Source organism: Burkholderia sp. LK4 (assembly GCF_001043615.1).
In the GTDB taxonomy this organism is placed as follows: Bacteria; Pseudomonadota; Gammaproteobacteria; order Burkholderiales; family Burkholderiaceae; genus Burkholderia; species Burkholderia cepacia.
Window position 1 is genome coordinate 1 of record NZ_LDUL01000119.1, and the last position, 17292, is coordinate 17292.

Here is a 17292-nt window from a genome sequence, read left to right on the forward strand (position 1 = left end):
GATTGGTCACTGCCGATTGGTCACTGCCGGTTGGTCTCTGCGGGTTGGTCATTGCCGATCGGTCGCCGCTGGTCAGTCACTGCCGGTTGGTCTCTACCGGTTGGTCACTGCCGGTTGGTCACTGCCGGTTGGTCACTGCCGGTTGGCCTCTACCGGTTGGTCACTGCCGGTTGGACATTGCCGATCGGTCGCCGCCGGTCAGTCTCCGCCGGTTGGTCGCCGCCGGTTGGTCGCCGCCGGTTGGTCGCCGCCGGTGGCGCGCGCCGCTCGACGCGCGCCACCGCCCCCTGTCGCTACAATAGGCGCCATGAACGCCCCCACCTCCTCCGACACGCCCGATTCCGGCGACGCGCACATCGCGCGCAACCGGCTCGAGGCGCACCTGGACGCCGCGCCGCGTGCGTGGCCGCTCGACATCGTCGCCGCCACCGGCTCGACCAACGCCGACGTCGCGACGCGCCTCAAGGCGCTGCCGCGCCACGCGAACGCGCTGCCCGCGCCGCTCGTGCGCGTGGCGTTCGAGCAGACGGCCGGCCGCGGCCGGCAGGGCCGCCCGTGGTTCGCGCAGCCCGGCAACGCGCTGCTGTGCTCGGTCGGCTGCATCGTGCCGCGCCCCGTCGACGCGCTCGGCGGCCTCAGCATCGCGATCGGCGTCGCGCTGGCGGAAGGGCTGGCCACGCTGCCGCTCGACGCCCGCTCGCGCGTCGCGCTCAAATGGCCGAACGACCTGCTGCTGACGGCCACCGATGACGGCACGCCGCGCATCGTCGGCAAGCTCGCCGGGATCCTGATCGAAACCGCCTGGGCCAGCGCCGACGCGACCGCCGTCGTGATCGGCTTCGGCATCAACGTCCGCGGCGCGGAAGCCGTCGCCGCGCAGGTCGACGCGCTGCGCGCGCGCGAAGCGACGCTCGCGAGCGGACTGCCGCCCGCTGCGCTGTCGATCGCGTGCGCATCGGCCAACCTCACCGACACGCTCGCCGCGTCGCTGAACGCGCTCACGCCCGCGCTCGCGCAGTTCGGCGCCGAAGGGCTCGCGCCGTTCGTGCCGCGCTGGCATGCGTTGCACGCGTATGCAGGGCGCGAAGTCGTCCTGCTCGAACAGGGCGTCGAACGCGCGCGCGGCATCGCGACGGGCATCGACGCGACCGGCCAGCTGCTGCTCGACACGCCGGACGGCATCCAGGCGATCGCGGCCGGCGACGTGTCGCTGCGCGAAGCGCAATGAACGAGCCGCACCTGCTGATCGACGCCGGCAACAGCCGGATCAAGTGGGCGCTCGCCGATGCGCAGCGCACGCTCGTCGAGACGGGCGCATTCGGCCACACGCGCGACGGCGGCGCCGATCCCGACTGGTCGAACCTGCCGCATCCGCGCGGCGCGTGGATCTCGAACGTCGCGGGCGCCGACGTGGCCGCCCGGCTCGACGCGCTGCTCGACGCGCGCTGGCCGGGCCTGCCGCGCACGACGATACGCTCGCGTCACACGCAATGCGGCGTGACGAACGGCTATACGACACCCGAACAGCTCGGCAGCGACCGCTGGGCCGGCCTGATCGGCGCGCACGCGGCATTTCCGGGCGAGCACCTGCTGATCGCGACGTTCGGCACCGCGACGACACTCGAGGCATTGCGCGCGGACGGCCGTTTCACCGGCGGGCTGATCGCGCCGGGCTGGGCGCTGATGATGCGCGCGCTCGGCACGCACACCGCGCAGCTGCCGACGCTGACCACCGATATCGCGAGCGGATTGCTCGCGGGTGCGCAGGCCGATCCGTTCCAGGTCGATACGCCGCGCTCGCTGTCGGCCGGCTGCCTGTACGCGCAGGCCGGGCTGATCGAACGCGCGTGGCGCGACCTTGCCGACGCGTGGCACGCACCCGTGCGGCTCGTGCTGGCCGGCGGCGCGGCGGACGACGTCGCGCGCGCGCTGACGGTGCCGCATACGCGGCACGATGCACTGATCCTGTCCGGGCTCGCGCTGATTGCGGCCGAAGCCGCGCAGGATTGACGGTACCGGCGCCGGCATCGCGCCGGTGGGCATGGCGACGCAGGTCCGGACGGACATGCGGCACGCTGACGAAGCGGTACGCGCGGGGTAGCTGCAACTGCCCGTGCATTCGACCGGCGGAAGCCATGAAAAAGCCGGCCATGCGGCCGGCTCGACTGAATGACGTGAACGACGTCGATAACGACAGGGAGGTTCGACGATGCTGCGCTGGCTGATCGCTGTTCTCTTTCTCGCCAACATGCTCGCGTTCGTGGTGGCGCGCGGCGTGTTCGGGCCGCTGCCGTCGGCCGGCCCGCGCGAACCTGGCGTGCTGTCGCGGCAGGTCCGGCCCGATGCGCTGCGCGTGACGCCGCTCGCGCAGGCGACCGACCAACCCGTCGTCGGCGGCCCGATCGCGCCGCCGGCCGTCACGACCGCCCCGCTCGCGGCGTCCGCGCCCTGACGGCGCCCGGCCGCGCTCAGGACTGCTGCGCGCGCACCTTCTTCAGCAACGCGGTGGTCGAGCGGTCGTGCTCGAACGGAATCGCCAGCGCACGGCCGCCCCAGCCGCGCACGAGCGCCGATTCCGGCAGTGCATCCATGTCGTAGTCGCCGCCCTTCACGAGGATGTCCGGACGGACGGCCTCGATCAGCGACACCGGCGTCTTTTCCCCGAACGTCACGACCCAGTCGACGCTTTCCAGCGCCGCGAGCAGTGCCGCGCGGTCCTCCTCGCGATTGATCGGCCGGTCGTCACCCTTGCCGAGCATGCGCACCGACGCATCGCTGTTCACGCCGACGATCAGGCACGCGCCGAGCGCTTTCGCGTCGGCGAGATACGTGACGTGGCCGCGGTGCAGGATGTCGAATACGCCGTTGGTGAACACGACGGGCGACGGCAGCGACGCGCGCAGCGCGACGAGGGCATCACGGGCGATCAGCTTGCGTTCGAAGGTGGCGGACATGGTGAAGGTCGGACGGAATGAGCAACGGCGCGCGCGACGGCGGCGCCAGATAAAAAGCCCGCCGGGCTGGCCAGGCGGGCTTCGTGCGTCGGGTACGGCACTGCGGCGCTACCGGCCGGCGCGATTCACGCCGGCGGCGGCGCCTGGCGGCCTCAGGCCGGCTGCGCGGCCGACGACGGGCCGCTTTCGGCCTGCAGGCGGCTGGTGACTTCCTTGCGATAGCGGTTCAGCTCCTGCGCGGTCGCGAACGTGCGCTCGAACAGGATCGACAGGTTGTGCAGGATCCGCTCGACGACCTTCTTTTCCCACTCGCCGTCGAACCGGATCTGCTCGTCGAGCCAGCGCTCGAGCCATTCCGGATCGGGCAGGCGCGACTGCACGGTATCGCGCGGGAACAGCGCCTGGTTCACGTGCAGGTTGGTCGGGTGCAGCGGCTTCTCGGTGCGACGCGCCGACGCCATCAGCACGCCGATCTTCGCGAACGCCGCGCGCGCGACGTCGCCGCAGTTGTTCAGCGCCTTCTTCATGTAGCGCAGGTAGGCGCCGCCATGGCGCGCTTCATCGCGCGAAATCGTTTCGTAGATCTGCTTGATGACCGGCTCGGTGTGCCAGTCGGCCGCGCAGCGGTACCAGTGGTTCAGGCGGATCTCGCCGCAGAAGTGCAGCATCAGCGTCTCGAGCGGCGGCGCCGGGTCGAATTCGAAGCGCACCGCGTGCAGTTCCTCTTCGGTCGGCACCATCTCCGGCCGGAAGCGGCGCAGGTATTCCATCAGCACGAGCGAATGCTTCTGCTCCTCGAAGAACCACACGCTCATGAACGCGGAAAAGTCGCTGTCGTGCTGGTTGTCGCGCAGGAACATTTCCGTCGCGGGCAGCGCCGACCATTCGGTGATCGCGTTCATCTTGATCGTCTTCGCCTGCTCGTCGGTGAGCAGCGAAGCGTCGAACTTGTCCCACGGAATGTCCTTCTCCATGTCCCAGCGGACAGCTTCGAGCGACCTGTAAAGTTCCGGATAAAGCATGGTGTTCATGATGGTCCCACCCCTGTTCTGCGCAATGCGACTTCTCTAAACGTGACTGTTGCCGCAAAGGCGCGCCAAGCGCGCTTTTTGCGGCCAAGACTGTAATTTTACGCGTGAAACCGACCGGCCGGACGCCGATTGCTCGTCCGGCAGCCGGGCGGCCGCGCCGCCGCCGTTGCGGCATGCCGCAGCCACGCTCCGTACGAACGGAACCGGCTACGCGCTTGCCTGAGTGGGGGCCGGCGCTGGCCGGCTCGCTGACGAGCCCGTCCCCTGCCCCAGGCGGGTTCCCCGTAGGGCCCCGTGCGGATGCCGGATCGGCGGGCTGTTCGATATGGTGTATACGGCGGCGGCCATGATAGCACGCGTGCATGACGGTTCCGAGACGCCCGCCCGGTCGCGCGCCGCCAATCGCGGTGCGGCGATCGGTCGCGGCCGGGCGTCGCGAAAATGCAACCCCGCCCCCCTTCCCGGCGCATCAGACCCGTATTTCGCCGGTCGCGAAACCGTCTTCCGGCGGCATGCCGGCGGCCGGCGCGCTGCCGCCGTCCGCCAGCGCGATCCAGCCGGCCAGCGTGTCGCGCTGCGCGCGCCCGTCGCGGTAACCGAGCTCGATCAGTTCGCGCGTGAACGCCTCCTCGAACAGCAGGTAGCTCGCAAACGACGCGCCGGCCGGCTGGCTGCCGCCGATCGCGCCGAGCAGCCCGCGCATCGTCGCCGGCATCTGCTTCAGGTGTTTCGCGGCGATCAGCTCGATACGCTCGGACGGCGCGATCGCGAGCACGTCGACGTGCCGCCAGCCGCTGTCCACCTCGACCTGGTGTGGCAGGTGCTCGATCATCCGGTTGATGTGCTCGATGCGCTCGATGTCCGAGCCGATCGAGTCGAGGAACACGCTCGCGAGCACCTGCTGGCCGATCTGCGCGAGCGTCGGGTAGCCGCGTACCAGCCCCGTGCCGTTCGCGGCCGGAATCTCGGGCCGCGGGTCGGCCGCACCGACCACGACGATCCGGTGCGCGCCGAAGTGGATCGCCGGCGACAGCGGCGCGATCTGCCGGATCGACCCGTCGCCGAAGTACTCGATCTGCCCGTCGAGCACGAGCGGCACGGCCGGGAACACGAACGGAATCGCCGACGACGCGAGCAGGTGCGACGCCGACAGGTCGACGAGCCGCGCGGTGCGCTGCGCGCGCCGCCACGCCTGGATCGGCTCGGCCGCCTGGTAGAACGTGAGGTGCCGGCCGCTCGAATAGCTGAGCGCCGTGATCGACAGCGCGTGCAGCAGGCGCGCCTCGAGCATCTGCTCGATCCGGTGGAAGCTCAGCTCGCGCTGCAGCAGGTGCGCGAGCGGCGCGTTGTCGAGCAGCCCGCGCGGCGAGCGGCGGGCCGCCCAGCCGAACGTCATCGTCGCGAGCCAGCGCGCACCGGCGGCCGCGATGCCGAGCCAGTCGGTGCGATACACGTAGTCGGCACGCAACGGCTCCCAGAATTCGAGCAGGCGCCGCACGCCGTGGGAAAAGTCGTCCGCGTGGCTCGCGATCGACGTCGCGTTGATCGCGCCGGCCGACGAGCCGCACACGACCGCGAACGGCAGCGTGTGCCGCTGCGGATCGGCCTCGCGCGCGATCTCGGCCAGTGCCTTGAGCACGCCGACCTGATAGGCGGCACGTGCGCCGCCTCCCATCAGAACGAGCGCGAGCCGCATGATCGACCTGCTATCTGCGCCGCGTCACGTCGAACGCTTCGGCGGACGGGTTTCGGGCGACGACGCGGCCGCCGCGCGCGCCGCGGCCGAACCGGTCGCGCCGGTCGACTTGGCACGCTTCGCGGCGGGCTTGCGCGGCGCGGCGGCGGCCGGTGCCGGCTTCGCGGCCTGCTCCGGCGCAGCGGCCGCGTCCGGCGGTGCATCGCCCGGCGCGGCGGGCTGCATGCCCGGCTGCGCCATCGCGAGGCTCGCGAGCTGGTTGAACTGCGACTGCAGCAGGTTCCACCAGCCGGCGGGATCGAAGGCCTGCGCGGCGTCGCCCGCGGCTGCATCCGCGGCGGAAGCATCGGCATCCGCCGCCGGCGGCGCATCGCCCGGCGCAGCCGACGCGGGTTTCGCCGCCTGCGCCGCCGCGACGGCCGCTTCCTCGGCCGCCGACATCGAGCTCTGCGCGAACGCGCCGAACGCACGCAGCGTCGCGAGAGTCGCACGCTGGACCTCGAGCGCCTGGATCGCCGACTGCAGCATCCCGAGATTGAGCTTCAGCCACTGCTCGACCGCGCGCAGGTCGGTGATGCGCTTGTCGAGTTCCTCGACGCTCGTGAGCGGCGCCATCATGTCGGACATGCTCGACAGCGACGGCGGCAGCCCATGCGCGCCGCCCGGAAACGGCGTCATCGCGCCGAACGGCGACATCCGCATCATGTCCCACATCCGGTCCATCATGTCGGCGGGCTTGAAGCCGGCAAAGCCGGCGAAAGGATTGGAGCCGGAGGCATCGGTCGTCATACGGGCATCCTGGTTGACTGGGTGAGGGCGAGGCGGCCGCCATGGGTCGCGCGAGCCGCGCCTGGATCGATCATAGCGCCGGCGCGTGTCAGAACGGGGCGTCGCCGGGGAACTCGGGCGGGCGCCGCTCGCGCAACGACCGGAGGCCTTCCTGCACGTCGGGCCCGGCAAACCCCATGAATTCGAGCGCAAGCGACGTATCGAAGGTCGGCCCGGCCGTGCGCAGCCAGTTGTTCAATGCGTACTTGGTCCAGCGGATCGCCGACTGCGAACCGTGCGCGAGCCGCTCGGCCACTTCGTACGCCTTCGGCAGCAGGTCGTCCGGCTCGACCGCGAGCGACACCAGCCCGATCCGCTCGGCCTCCTCGCCGCTCACCGGTTCGCACAGCAGCAGGTAGTACTTCGCCTTCGCCATCCCGCACAGCAGCGGCCACACGATCGCCGCGTGGTCGCCGGCCGCGACGCCGAGGCGCGTGTGGCCGTCGATGATGCGCGCGTCCTTCGCGGCGATCGAGATGTCGGCGAGCAGCCCGGCGACGAGCCCCGCGCCGACGGCCGGGCCATGCATCGCCGATACGATCGGCTTGCTGCAGTTGATCACGTTGTAGACGAGGTCGCGCGCCTCGCGCCACACGCGGGAGCGCACGTCGAAGTCGTTCGCCATGTCCTCGACGAGCGCGAGATCGCCGCCCGCCGAGAAGCCCTTGCCTTCGCCTCGGATCACCGCGACGCGCGTGTCGGGATCGCGGTCGACGTCGCGCCAGATGTCGGCGAGCTCGCGATGCATGCGCGCGTTCGCGGTCGCGAGGCCGCTGCGGTTCGCGCCCTCGCCGCTCATCACGATGTCGAGCACGCCATGGTCGCGGCGCGTCACCTTCAGTGCTTCGTAACCGCCGTATGCGGCTAGATCGGCCATGTACCGCTCCTTCGAGTCGAGGCTCTTGAATCGAGTGTAGCCAAGCCCGCGCGGGCAAACATCAGGCGAAACCCGGCGCGCAGGCCGAAGCCGGGTTTCGCGCAAGCGCCGCGCGGCTTATGCCGCGCCGTCGGGCGGTGCGACCGACTGCTCGATCGCACCGAAGATCGACTTGCCGGCCACGTCGAACATCTCGATGCGCACGGTGTCGCCGTAGCGCATGAATTCGGTCTGCGGCGCGCCGTGCTCGATCGTCTCGAGGCAGCGCTTCTCGGCGATGCAGCAGTAGCCGCGCTTCGCGTCCTTGTTCGACACCGTCCCCGAGCCGACGATCGACCCGGCGCGCAGGTTGCGCGTCTTCGCCGCGTGCGCGATCAGCTGGCCGAAGTGGAACACCATGTCGGTGCCCGCATCGGGCTGGCCGACCTTCCTGCCGTTCCAGTGGACGATCATCGGCCGGTGCACGCGGCCTTCGCGCCATTCGTCACCGAGCTCGTCGGGCGTCACGGCGACCGGCGCGAATGCGGTGGCCGGCTTGCTCTGGAAGAAGCCGAAGCCCTTCGCGAGCTCGGCCGGAATCAGGTTGCGCAGCGACACGTCGTTCACCAGCGTGACGAGCCGGACGGCCTTCAGCGCTTCGTCGGGCGACGCGCTCATCCGCACGTCGCCGGTGATCACCGCGACTTCCGCCTCGAAATCGATGCCCCATTCCTCGGACGGGCACACGACGTCGTCGCGCGCGCCGAGGAAATCGTCGCTGCCGCCCTGGTACATCAGCGGGTCGGTCCAGAATTCGGGCGGCATCTCGGCGCCGCGCGCGCGGCGCACGAGCTCGACGTGGTTCACGTACGCGGAGCCGTCCGCCCACTGGAACGCGCGCGGCAGCGGCGCCATGCAGTTGGCCGGATCGAATGCGAACGCATTGCGCGCGCGGCCGTGATTCAGCGCGTCGTACAGGTCGCGCAGCTGCGGCGCGTAGAACGCCCAGTCGTCGAGGACACGCTGCAACGTCGGCGCGATCGCGTCGGCGATCGCCGCGGTGTGCAGGTCGCGCGACACGACGATCAGCTGGCCGTCGCGCGTGCCGTCCTTCAGCGAAGCAAGTTTCATAAGGGGGACTCTGCCGTTGTAGTGACGATGGAGGGAATCTATTTTACGATGGTGAATCCCGGCGGCGCGCCACGATCGTGCACGCCGCTTTCGTCCCGATTTTTCGCCCCGAATTTTCACCCCCATTCCTGCCGCATTTTCGCGCACCTGCCGCCCATGCCCGCCAACCCGCTTCCCGACGACGATCTCGCCGACTCCGACACCGACGACGCCGCTTCCGGCGAGCACGGCGAAAACAGCGAGAAAGTCCGTTCCGGCATCCAGTCGATCGAGGTCGGCTTCCGCCTGCTCGACGTGCTGACGAGCGAGCCGCGCGCGATGATGCTGCGCGACCTCGCGCAGCGCGCGGGCATGAGTCCTGCGAAGGCGCACCGCTACCTGGTCAGCTTCTCGCGTCTCGGCGTGGTGTCGCAGGACCCGGTCTCGGGCCGCTACGAGCTCGGCGGCTTCGCGCTGCAGATGGGGCTCGCGCGGCTCGCGCGCGTCGACGGCGTGAAGCTCGCGCGGATCGCGCTGACCGAATTCCGCGACCGCCTCGACCAGACGGTCGGCATCGCGGTGTGGGGCAACCAGGGGCCGACGATCGTGCACTGGATGGAGTCGAGCCACCCGGCGAAGGCGTCGCTGAAGCTCGGCGACGTGATGCCGCTGCTCGGCTCCGCGACGGGCCTGCTGTTCGCCGCGTACCTGCCGCGCAGCAAGACCGCCGCGATGCTCGAGCGCGAACTCGCCGATACGCGCCGCTCGCCGCACCACGGCGGCCCGCGCACGCTCGACGAGGTCGACGCGGTGCTCGCCGACGTGCGCAAGCACGAGGCCGCGCGCGTCGAGGGGATGCTGCTGCCGACGATCCACGCGTTCTGCATGCCCGTGTTCGATGCGGTCGGCGAACTCGCGCTCGCCATCGTCGCGCTCGGCCAGGAAGGCTCGTTCGACATTGCATGGGGCGGCGAGATCGACACGGCGCTGCGCGCATGCGCGCAGAAACTGTCTTACGAACTCGGCTATAGTCCCGACGCGCGCGACGCCTGACGCATCCTGCCCCCGTCACGGCACACGCGCGAACGCGCGGCGCATTCGACAGTCCGATTCCTGTGGCGCGCGCCGCGCGCCCGACATCACGCGAGCGCCCCGATCCTGTTCCGATGCCCATGCAGCCTGCCGACATCCGCCCGAGTCACGCCTTGCCCCGCCGCTGGCTGCGCGTGGGCATTGCGCTCGTCGTCGTGCTGGTGCTGCACACGCTCGCCGCGTTCTGGCTGATGCGCAACCGCGACGCGTTCACCCCGCCCGCGCCCGCCGAAGTCCCGGTGCAGATCGAACTGCTGAAACCGCAGCCGATCGAGCGCCAGCCCGCGCCACCTGCGCCGAAGCCGGTCGAGCATCCGGCCGCGCCCGCACCGGCGCCCCCCAGGGCCGCCGCGCCGAAACCCGCGCCGGAGCCGGTCCTCACGTCGACGCAAACGGCCGAACACGGCGAGCCGCCGGCCGCCGCGTCCGCAGCGAGTGGCGTACCGGGCGCGTCGGGCGCGCACGCCGCGTCGGCCGCGGGTGCGGCCAGCGCCGCCGGCGCCACGACACCGGGCCCCGCGACGAACGGCGTGAAGTTCATCGCGCCGCCGTCCGGCGACCTGCAGTACGACACGTTCTACAACGGCATGCAGAACATGATCGGCACGATCCACTGGCGTACCGACGGGCGCACCTACGACCTGTCGGTGTCGATGCCCGTGCCGTTCGTCGGCCCGTTCTCCTATCGCAGCGAAGGCCGCATCGACGCGTTCGGCGTCGCGCCCGACCGTTACGTCGAGAAGCGCGGCAAGCGTCCGGAAGACATCGCGATCTTCAATCGCGAGATCCGGCAGGTCGTGTTCACGCGCACGCCGAACAACGCACCGTTGCCCGACGGCATACAGGACCGCTTCAGCATGCTGATGCAGCTGTCGGGGCTCGTGCGCGGCAATCCGTCTGCTTACAGGCCGGGCGTCACGCAGCAGTTCTTCGTGATCGACAACAACAGCGGCGAGACCTGGCCGATCACCGTGATCGGCGACGAGCAGGTGCAGACGCAGGCCGGCATCATCGGCGCGCGGCACTTCATGCGCCTGCCGCGGCGCGACGGCGACACGCGCCGCATCGACATGTGGCTCGCACCGTCGCTCGGCTGGCTGCCCGCGCGGCTCGTGCAGACCGAACCGAACGGCGCGCAGATCGAACTGTTGTGGCACGGCCCGCTCGCGGCGCCGGGCGCGCCGTCCGACGAGACACCGGCAGGCGGCGCCACGCCTGCGCCCGCCGGTGCACCGGCGCCCGAACCGTCGGCCGCACAACCGGCTGCACCGCCCGCGTCTTCGCCTGTCACATCGCCTGTCACACAGTGAACTCGCACGCGAATGCGCGTGATTCGGCAATTTCGACCGATTACAGATTTCCGTGAAATCGCCGATGACACTCTTTAACAACTATTTCCGTCCACCGGTCGACAATGGGAAACGTTTCATAGACATCGGCTTCTAACCGATACACCCCACGCAAACGGGAACGGGGTGTGCAGCGCAAGCCCCTTGAAACCGGCAAGGCTCGCCCCACCTAGGGGACAACAAGGCCAGATGCCACTGCGAAGAGGAGTGCCGCCATGCAAATGATCTACAACAGCCCCAACTACTGCGTCGTCGAATTCGCGCCGCAGGCCGGCCACCACCTGATGAATGCCGGCGGATACGAAATCGTCGACAAGAACGCGCAGCGCGAGATCTTCATCGACGGCGAACTTGCCGAACGATTCCGCGCACACGTGAAGCAGCTGATCGAAGATGAACCGTCGCTCGATGAAGTCGACGAATTCCTCGGACAATTCGACAGCCTGATGATGATGCCCGTCGTACTGCACTGACGTCCCGCGGCCCGGCGCCTCGCGCGGCCGGGCCATTCGCCGCGCATCGACGCGGCGCCGCGAGCACTCCGATCATGCCCCTGCCCGGTTCGCCGGGCGGGGGTTTTCATTTGGCGGCCCGGCCGGCGCCGCGCAAGGCCGGGCGGCGCCCATGCGCACCGGCTACAATGACGGTTTTCCCGTCTTCGCCGGTCTTTCGCCCATGTCTGCGACTCCTCTCGCCGCTTCCGTCCCGCTCGACGCGCACTACACGCGCGGCGCCGCTCTGCCTGCGCTGCTGAAATCGCGCATCCTGATCCTCGACGGCGCGATGGGCACGATGATCCAGCGCTACAAGCTCGACGAAGCCGCGTATCGCGGCGAGCGCTTCAAGGATTTCCCGCGCGACATCAAGGGCAACAACGAGCTGCTGTCGATCACGCAGCCGCAGATCATCCGCGAGATCCACGACCAGTACTTCGCGGCCGGCGCCGACATCGTCGAGACCAACACGTTCGGCGCGACGACCGTCGCGCAGGCCGACTACGGGATGGAAGATCTCGTCGTCGAGATGAACGTCGAATCGGCGAAGCTCGCACGCGAATCGGCCGCGAAATACGCGACGCCGGACAAGCCGCGCTTCGTCGCCGGCGCGATCGGGCCGACGCCGAAGACGGCCAGCATTTCGCCGGACGTCAACGATCCGGGCGCCCGCAACGTCACGTTCGACGAGCTGCATACGTCGTACTACCAGCAGGCGAAAGCACTGCTCGATGGCGGCGTCGACCTGTTCCTCGTCGAGACGATCTTCGACACGCTGAACGCAAAGGCCGCGCTGTTCGCGCTCGACGAACTGTTCGAGGACACCGGCGAGCGCCTGCCGATCATGATCTCGGGCACCGTCACCGATGCGTCGGGCCGGATCCTGTCGGGCCAGACCGTCGAGGCGTTCTGGAACTCGCTGCGTCACGCGAAGCCGCTCACGTTCGGCCTGAACTGCGCGCTCGGCGCGGCGCTGATGCGCCCGTACATCGCCGAGCTCGCGAAGCTGTGCGACACCTACGTGTCGTGCTACCCGAACGCGGGCCTGCCGAACCCGATGGCCGAGACCGGCTTCGACGAGACGCCGGACGTCACGTCGGGGCTCCTGAAGGAATTCGCGCAGGCCGGGCTCGTGAACCTCGCGGGCGGCTGCTGCGGCACGACGCCCGAACACATCGCCGAGATCGCGAAGGCGCTCGCCGACGTGAAGCCGCGCCGCTGGCCGAACCAGTACAGCGACAACGCCTGACCCGACCGCCCCACGCCCTTCATCACCAGAATTCGCACCGCCATGACCGATCACATGATGCGCCTCGCCGGCCTCGAGCCGTTCAACGTCACGTCCGGAACGCTCTTCATCAACGTCGGTGAGCGCACCAACGTCACCGGCTCGAAGGCGTTCGCACGCATGATCCTCAACGGCCAGTTCGACGAGGCGCTCGCCGTCGCGCGCCAGCAGGTCGAGAACGGCGCGCAGGTGATCGACATCAACATGGACGAGGCGATGCTCGATTCGAAGGCGGCGATGGTGCGCTTCCTGAACCTGATCGCATCGGAACCGGACATCGCGCGCGTGCCGATCATGATCGACTCGTCGAAGTGGGAAGTGATCGAGGCCGGCCTGAAGTGCGTGCAGGGCAAGGCGATCGTGAACTCGATCTCGCTGAAGGAAGGCGAGGAGGCGTTCGTCCATCATGCGAAGCTGATCCGCCGCTATGGCGCGGCGGCCGTCGTGATGGCGTTCGACGAGCAGGGCCAGGCCGACACGTTCGCGCGCAAGACCGAGATCTGCAAGCGCTCTTACGACGTGCTCGTGAACCAGTGCGGCTTCCCGCCGGAAGACATCATCTTCGACCCGAACATCTTCGCGGTCGCCACCGGCATCGAGGAGCACAACAACTACGCGGTCGACTTCATCGAGGCGACCCGCTGGATCAAGCAGAACCTGCCGTACGCGAAGGTGAGCGGCGGCGTGTCGAACGTGTCGTTCTCGTTCCGCGGCAACGACCCGGTGCGCGAGGCGATCCACACCGTGTTCCTGTACCACGCGATCCAGGCGGGCATGGACATGGGCATCGTGAACGCGGGCCAGCTCGGCGTGTACGCCGAGCTCGACGCGGAACTGCGCGAGCGCGTCGAGGACGTGATCCTGAACCGCCGCGACGACTCGACCGACCGCCTGCTCGAAATCGCCGACAAGTTCAAGGCGGGCGGCGCGAAGAAGGAAGAGAACCTCGAGTGGCGCAACCAGCCGGTCGAGAAGCGGCTTTCGCATGCGCTCGTGCACGGCATCACGAACTTCATCGTCGAGGATACCGAAGAAGTCCGCGCGAAGATCTCCGCGGCCGGCGGCCGTCCGATCAACGTGATCGAAGGCCCGCTGATGGACGGGATGAACATCGTCGGCGACCTGTTCGGCCAGGGCAAGATGTTCCTGCCGCAGGTCGTGAAATCGGCGCGCGTGATGAAACAGGCGGTCGCGCACCTGATCCCGTTCATCGAGGAAGAAAAGCGCCTGCTCGCGGAAGCGGGCGGCGACGTGCGCGCGAAGGGCAAGATCGTCATCGCGACCGTGAAGGGCGACGTGCACGACATCGGCAAGAACATCGTGTCGGTCGTGCTCCAGTGCAACAACTTCGAAGTCGTCAACATGGGCGTGATGGTCCCGTGCAACGAGATTCTCGCGAAGGCGAAGGTCGAGGGCGCGGACATCATCGGGCTGTCGGGCCTGATCACGCCGAGCCTCGAGGAAATGGCATACGTCGCGTCGGAAATGCAGCGCGACGACTACTTCCGCGTGAAGAAGATCCCGCTGCTGATCGGCGGCGCGACGACCTCGCGCGTGCACACGGCGGTCAAGATCGCGCCGCACTACGAAGGCCCGGTGGTCTACGTGCCCGACGCGTCGCGCTCGGTGTCGGTCGCATCGAGCCTGCTGTCCGACGAAGGCGCGGCGAAGTACCTCGACGAGCTGAAGTCCGACTACGAACGCATCCGCGACCAGCACGCGAACCGCAAGGCGCAGCCGATGGTCACGCTCGCCGAGGCGCGCGCGAACAAGACCAAGGTCGACTGGGCGGGCTACCAGCCGGTCAAGCCGAAGTTCATCGGCCGCCGCGTGTTCAAGAACTACGACCTGAACGAGCTCGCGAACTATATCGACTGGGGCCCGTTCTTCCAGACCTGGGATCTCGCGGGCCCGTACCCGGCGATCCTGAACGACGAGATCGTCGGCGAATCGGCGCGCCGCGTGTTCTCCGACGCGAAATCGATGCTCGCGCGCCTGATCCAGGGCCGCTGGCTGACCGCGAGCGGCGTGATCTCGCTGCTGCCGGCGAATACCGTCAACGACGATGACATCGAGATCTACAGCGACGAGTCGCGCAGCGAGGTGCTGCTCACGTGGCGCAACCTGCGCCAGCAGAGCGTGCGCCCGGTGGTCGACGGCGTGATGCGGCCGAACCGCTCGCTCGCCGACTTCATCGCGCCGAAGGAATCGGGCGTCGCCGACTACATCGGGATGTTCGCGGTGACGGCCGGCCTGGGTGTCGACGTGAAGGAAAAGCAGTTCGAAGCCGACCACGACGACTACAGCGCGATCATGCTGAAAGCGCTCGCCGACCGCTTCGCGGAAGCGTTCGCGGAAGCGATGCACGCGCGCGTGCGGCGCGAGCTGTGGGGTTATGCGAGCGGCGAGACGCTCGACAACGATGCGCTGATCGCGGAAAAGTACGCGGGCATCCGCCCGGCACCCGGCTACCCGGCCTGCCCCGACCACCTCGTGAAGCGCGACATGTTCGACGTGCTGCACGCGGACGAGATCGGCATGAGCGTGACCGACTCGCTGGCGATGCTGCCGGCCGCGAGCGTGTCGGGCTTCTATCTCGCGCATCCGGACAGCACGTATTTCTCGGTCGGGAAAATCGGACAGGATCAGCTCGAGGACTACGCGCGGCGCATGGCGCTGTCGCTCGACGACGCGCGCCGCGCGCTTGCGCCGCAGCTCTGACCGGCCCTTCGTCGGGCGCATCGGCGCCCGCTATCGTCAGACAAAAGAAAAAGCCCGCTCGGAAGCGGGCTTTTTTCTGCCTTTCGATCCTTTCGGACCGCCGGGCAAGGACGCTCAGAAGCCCCAGTGCACGTCGGCCTGGCCGGCTTTCGCTTCGCGCAGCATCGTGAGGAACGGCGCGACGCGCTGGGCCAGGCTCGGCGGCACTTCGTGGTGCGCGTGGTCGGCTTCGTCCTCGTGGAAATGGCCGGCATGCTCGGCGCGCTCCTGCTTCGCCTGCGCAACGGCGCCTTCCAGCTTGGCGATCGCGTGGTCCAGTTCGTCGTGCGTAATGACACCGCGCTCGCCCAGCTGCTTGCCGACGAGACCCAGCACATACACGGCGAAATCCTTCAGCACGTCGAGATCCTGTGCCGCCTTGCTCTTGAACGTAATCATGACAATTCCCTTTTCATCTTGTTGTGCCTGCGCGGCGCGGTTGGGGAACGCCGGCAGACCGGCGTCCGGCCTCGCGGACGCGGGCCGCCTGAGCGGCATATTAGCACCTGTTAAAATTCTGCGATCCCTGAAACGCGCGCTTAAAAAGCGCGCCGGCGGGCCGGCGTTTCCGGCCGCCACCAACGAAGCCTTCTACCAGCATGCTGCCAGCACACAAACAGACCCTCGAAGCCCTGCTCGCGGATAGCGTCAAGCAGGTCGCACACGCGCTGAAAGGCGCCGACGCGGCATTCGTCGCCCCGACCATCACGCTGGAGCGCCCGAAGGTCGCCGCGCACGGCGACGTCGCGTGCAACGTCGCGATGCAGCTCGCCAAGCCGCTCGGCACGAACCCGCGCCAGCTCGCCGAACAGATCGTCGCCGCCCTGACCGCCCAGCCGGGCGCGCAAGGCCTCGTCGACGCCGCCGAGATCGCCGGCCCCGGCTTCATCAACCTGCGCCTGTCGGCCGCCGCGAAGCAGGCGGTGATCGCCGCCGTGTTCGACCAGGGCCGCGCGTTCGGCACGTCGGATCGCGAGAAAGGCAAGCAGGTGCTGCTCGAATTCGTGTCGGCCAACCCGACCGGCCCGCTGCACGTCGGCCACGGCCGCCAGGCCGCGCTCGGCGACGTGCTCGCGAACGTGATCGCGAGCCAGGGCTACGCGGTGCACCGCGAGTTCTACTACAACGACGCAGGCGTGCAGATCGGCAACCTCGCGATCTCGACGCAGGCGCGCGCCCGCGGCCTGAAGCCGGGCGACGCGGGCTGGCCGGAAGCCGCGTACAACGGCGAATACATCGCCGACATCGCACGCGACTTCCTGGCAGGCGAAACGGTCGCCGCGTCGGACGGCGAGCCGGTCAAGGGCACGGGCGACGTCGAGGATCTCGACGCGATCCGCAAGTTCGCGGTCACGTACCTGCGTCGCGAGCAGGACATGGACCTGCAGGCGTTCGGCGTGAAGTTCGACCAGTACTACCTCGAGTCGTCGCTGTACAGCGAAGGCCGCGTCGAGAAGACGGTCGACGCGCTGATCAAGGCCGGCATGACCTACGAACAGGACGGCGCGCTGTGGCTGCGCACGACCGACGAAGGCGACGACAAGGATCGCGTGATGCGCAAGTCGGACGGCACGTACACGTACTTCGTGCCGGACGTCGCGTACCACGTGACGAAGTGGGAGCGCGGCTTCACGAAGGTGATCAACATCCAGGGTTCGGACCACCACGGCACGATCGCGCGCGTGCGCGCCGGCCTGCAGGGCCTGCACATCGGGATCCCGAAGGGTTACCCCGACTACGTGCTGCACAAGATGGTCACCGTGATGCGCGACGGCCAGGAAGTGAAGATCTCGAAGCGCGCGGGCAGCTACGTGACGGTGCGCGACCTGATCGA

At 68.8% G+C, this 17292-nt stretch carries 16 protein-coding genes; 9 read left to right on the forward strand and 7 right to left on the reverse strand.

Annotated elements, in window-relative coordinates:
* Nucleotides 1–307: 307 nt before the first annotated feature.
* From VK92_RS37635 to VK92_RS37645, 3 genes are all read left to right on the forward strand, one after another.
* Nucleotides 308–1228, forward strand: a complete 921-nt coding sequence (locus tag VK92_RS37635; protein ID WP_048023870.1) for a biotin--[acetyl-CoA-carboxylase] ligase — start codon at nt 308–310, stop codon at nt 1226–1228.
* Nucleotides 1225–2010, forward strand: coding sequence for a type III pantothenate kinase (locus VK92_RS37640; protein WP_048023868.1), 786 nt, complete (start codon nt 1225–1227; stop codon nt 2008–2010). Before VK92_RS37635 ends, VK92_RS37640 begins: the two co-directional genes overlap by 4 nt.
* A 199-nt stretch (nt 2011–2209) precedes the next feature.
* Complete coding sequence (locus VK92_RS37645) at nt 2210–2452, forward strand: hypothetical protein (protein WP_027789017.1); 243 nt, start codon at nt 2210–2212, stop codon at nt 2450–2452.
* A 16-nt stretch (nt 2453–2468) separates the two neighbouring features.
* Here the strand turns inward: VK92_RS37645 and rfaE2 are convergent, their stop codons facing one another.
* From rfaE2 to VK92_RS37675, 6 genes are all read right to left on the reverse strand, one after another.
* Nucleotides 2469–2954 (reverse strand): D-glycero-beta-D-manno-heptose 1-phosphate adenylyltransferase, encoded by a 486-nt coding sequence (gene rfaE2 / locus VK92_RS37650; RefSeq protein ID WP_048023865.1) that lies wholly within the window; start codon nt 2952–2954, stop codon nt 2469–2471.
* 152 nt (nt 2955–3106) lie between these two features.
* Nucleotides 3107–3985, reverse strand: a complete 879-nt coding sequence (locus VK92_RS37655; RefSeq protein ID WP_048023863.1) for a diiron oxygenase — start codon at nt 3983–3985, stop codon at nt 3107–3109.
* A 469-nt stretch (nt 3986–4454) separates the two neighbouring features.
* The gene (locus VK92_RS37660) at nt 4455–5681 is read right to left on the reverse strand and encodes a patatin-like phospholipase family protein (protein ID WP_048023862.1); all 1227 of its coding nucleotides are present in this window, start codon (nt 5679–5681) and stop codon (nt 4455–4457) included.
* Between the two features lie 24 nt (nt 5682–5705).
* Nucleotides 5706–6470, reverse strand: a complete 765-nt coding sequence (locus VK92_RS37665) for a PhaM family polyhydroxyalkanoate granule multifunctional regulatory protein (protein WP_048023859.1) — start codon at nt 6468–6470, stop codon at nt 5706–5708.
* 88 nt (nt 6471–6558) lie between these two features.
* Nucleotides 6559–7386 carry an enoyl-CoA hydratase/isomerase family protein gene (locus tag VK92_RS37670; protein WP_048023857.1) on the reverse strand — a complete coding sequence of 276 codons (828 nt, stop codon included), beginning with the start codon at nt 7384–7386 and terminating at the stop codon, nt 6559–6561.
* Between the two features lie 117 nt (nt 7387–7503).
* A complete protein-coding gene (locus VK92_RS37675; RefSeq protein ID WP_048023856.1) occupies nt 7504–8496 on the reverse strand; it encodes a fumarylacetoacetate hydrolase family protein in 993 nt (330 codons plus the stop codon).
* A gap of 156 nt (nt 8497–8652) precedes the next feature.
* Here VK92_RS37675 and VK92_RS37680 point away from each other — a divergent pair, with 156 nt between their 5' ends.
* The 5 genes from VK92_RS37680 to metH all read left to right on the forward strand — a co-directional run bounded on the left by VK92_RS37680 (nt 8653) and on the right by metH (nt 15419).
* Nucleotides 8653–9528 carry an IclR family transcriptional regulator gene (locus tag VK92_RS37680; RefSeq protein ID WP_021160146.1) on the forward strand — a complete coding sequence of 292 codons (876 nt, stop codon included), beginning with the start codon at nt 8653–8655 and terminating at the stop codon, nt 9526–9528.
* A 113-nt stretch (nt 9529–9641) separates the two neighbouring features.
* The gene (locus tag VK92_RS37685; protein ID WP_048023854.1) at nt 9642–10877 is read left to right on the forward strand and encodes a DUF3108 domain-containing protein; all 1236 of its coding nucleotides are present in this window, start codon (nt 9642–9644) and stop codon (nt 10875–10877) included.
* Between the two features lie 254 nt (nt 10878–11131).
* Nucleotides 11132–11389: a BTH_I0359 family protein gene (locus VK92_RS37690; protein ID WP_006477667.1), complete on the forward strand. Its 258-nt coding sequence runs from the start codon at nt 11132–11134 to the stop codon at nt 11387–11389.
* Between the two features lie 202 nt (nt 11390–11591).
* Nucleotides 11592–12659 carry a homocysteine S-methyltransferase family protein gene (locus VK92_RS37695; protein WP_042977166.1) on the forward strand — a complete coding sequence of 356 codons (1068 nt, stop codon included), beginning with the start codon at nt 11592–11594 and terminating at the stop codon, nt 12657–12659.
* Nucleotides 12660–12701: 42 nt separating this feature from the next.
* Complete coding sequence (metH, locus tag VK92_RS37700) at nt 12702–15419, forward strand: methionine synthase (RefSeq protein WP_048023851.1); 2718 nt, start codon at nt 12702–12704, stop codon at nt 15417–15419.
* Nucleotides 15420–15533: 114 nt separating this feature from the next.
* Here the strand turns inward: metH and VK92_RS37705 are convergent, their stop codons facing one another.
* Nucleotides 15534–15857: a DUF1840 domain-containing protein gene (locus VK92_RS37705; RefSeq protein ID WP_006489103.1), complete on the reverse strand. Its 324-nt coding sequence runs from the start codon at nt 15855–15857 to the stop codon at nt 15534–15536.
* Between the two features lie 200 nt (nt 15858–16057).
* Here VK92_RS37705 and argS point away from each other — a divergent pair.
* On the forward strand, nt 16058–17292 hold a 1235-nt coding region (gene argS, locus VK92_RS37710), incomplete at its 3' end, for an arginine--tRNA ligase (RefSeq protein WP_048023849.1).

What these genes read in the sequence shown, in the direction of transcription:
- VK92_RS37635 (WP_048023870.1), top strand. Translation starts at nt 308, where the DNA reads ATGAACGCCCCCACCTCCTCCGACACGCCCGATTCCGGCGACGCGCAC.
- VK92_RS37640 (WP_048023868.1), top strand. Translation starts at nt 1,225, where the DNA reads ATGAACGAGCCGCACCTGCTGATCGACGCCGGCAACAGCCGGATCAAG.
- VK92_RS37645 (WP_027789017.1), top strand. Translation starts at nt 2,210, where the DNA reads ATGCTGCGCTGGCTGATCGCTGTTCTCTTTCTCGCCAACATGCTCGCG.
- rfaE2 (WP_048023865.1), bottom strand. Translation starts at nt 2,954, where the DNA reads ATGTCCGCCACCTTCGAACGCAAGCTGATCGCCCGTGATGCCCTCGTC.
- VK92_RS37655 (WP_048023863.1), bottom strand. Translation starts at nt 3,985, where the DNA reads ATGAACACCATGCTTTATCCGGAACTTTACAGGTCGCTCGAAGCTGTC.
- VK92_RS37660 (WP_048023862.1), bottom strand. Translation starts at nt 5,681, where the DNA reads ATGCGGCTCGCGCTCGTTCTGATGGGAGGCGGCGCACGTGCCGCCTAT.
- VK92_RS37665 (WP_048023859.1), bottom strand. Translation starts at nt 6,470, where the DNA reads ATGACGACCGATGCCTCCGGCTCCAATCCTTTCGCCGGCTTTGCCGGC.
- VK92_RS37670 (WP_048023857.1), bottom strand. Translation starts at nt 7,386, where the DNA reads ATGGCCGATCTAGCCGCATACGGCGGTTACGAAGCACTGAAGGTGACG.
- VK92_RS37675 (WP_048023856.1), bottom strand. Translation starts at nt 8,496, where the DNA reads ATGAAACTTGCTTCGCTGAAGGACGGCACGCGCGACGGCCAGCTGATC.
- VK92_RS37680 (WP_021160146.1), top strand. Translation starts at nt 8,653, where the DNA reads ATGCCCGCCAACCCGCTTCCCGACGACGATCTCGCCGACTCCGACACC.
- VK92_RS37685 (WP_048023854.1), top strand. Translation starts at nt 9,642, where the DNA reads ATGCCCATGCAGCCTGCCGACATCCGCCCGAGTCACGCCTTGCCCCGC.
- VK92_RS37690 (WP_006477667.1), top strand. Translation starts at nt 11,132, where the DNA reads ATGCAAATGATCTACAACAGCCCCAACTACTGCGTCGTCGAATTCGCG.
- VK92_RS37695 (WP_042977166.1), top strand. Translation starts at nt 11,592, where the DNA reads ATGTCTGCGACTCCTCTCGCCGCTTCCGTCCCGCTCGACGCGCACTAC.
- metH (WP_048023851.1), top strand. Translation starts at nt 12,702, where the DNA reads ATGACCGATCACATGATGCGCCTCGCCGGCCTCGAGCCGTTCAACGTC.
- VK92_RS37705 (WP_006489103.1), bottom strand. Translation starts at nt 15,857, where the DNA reads ATGATTACGTTCAAGAGCAAGGCGGCACAGGATCTCGACGTGCTGAAG.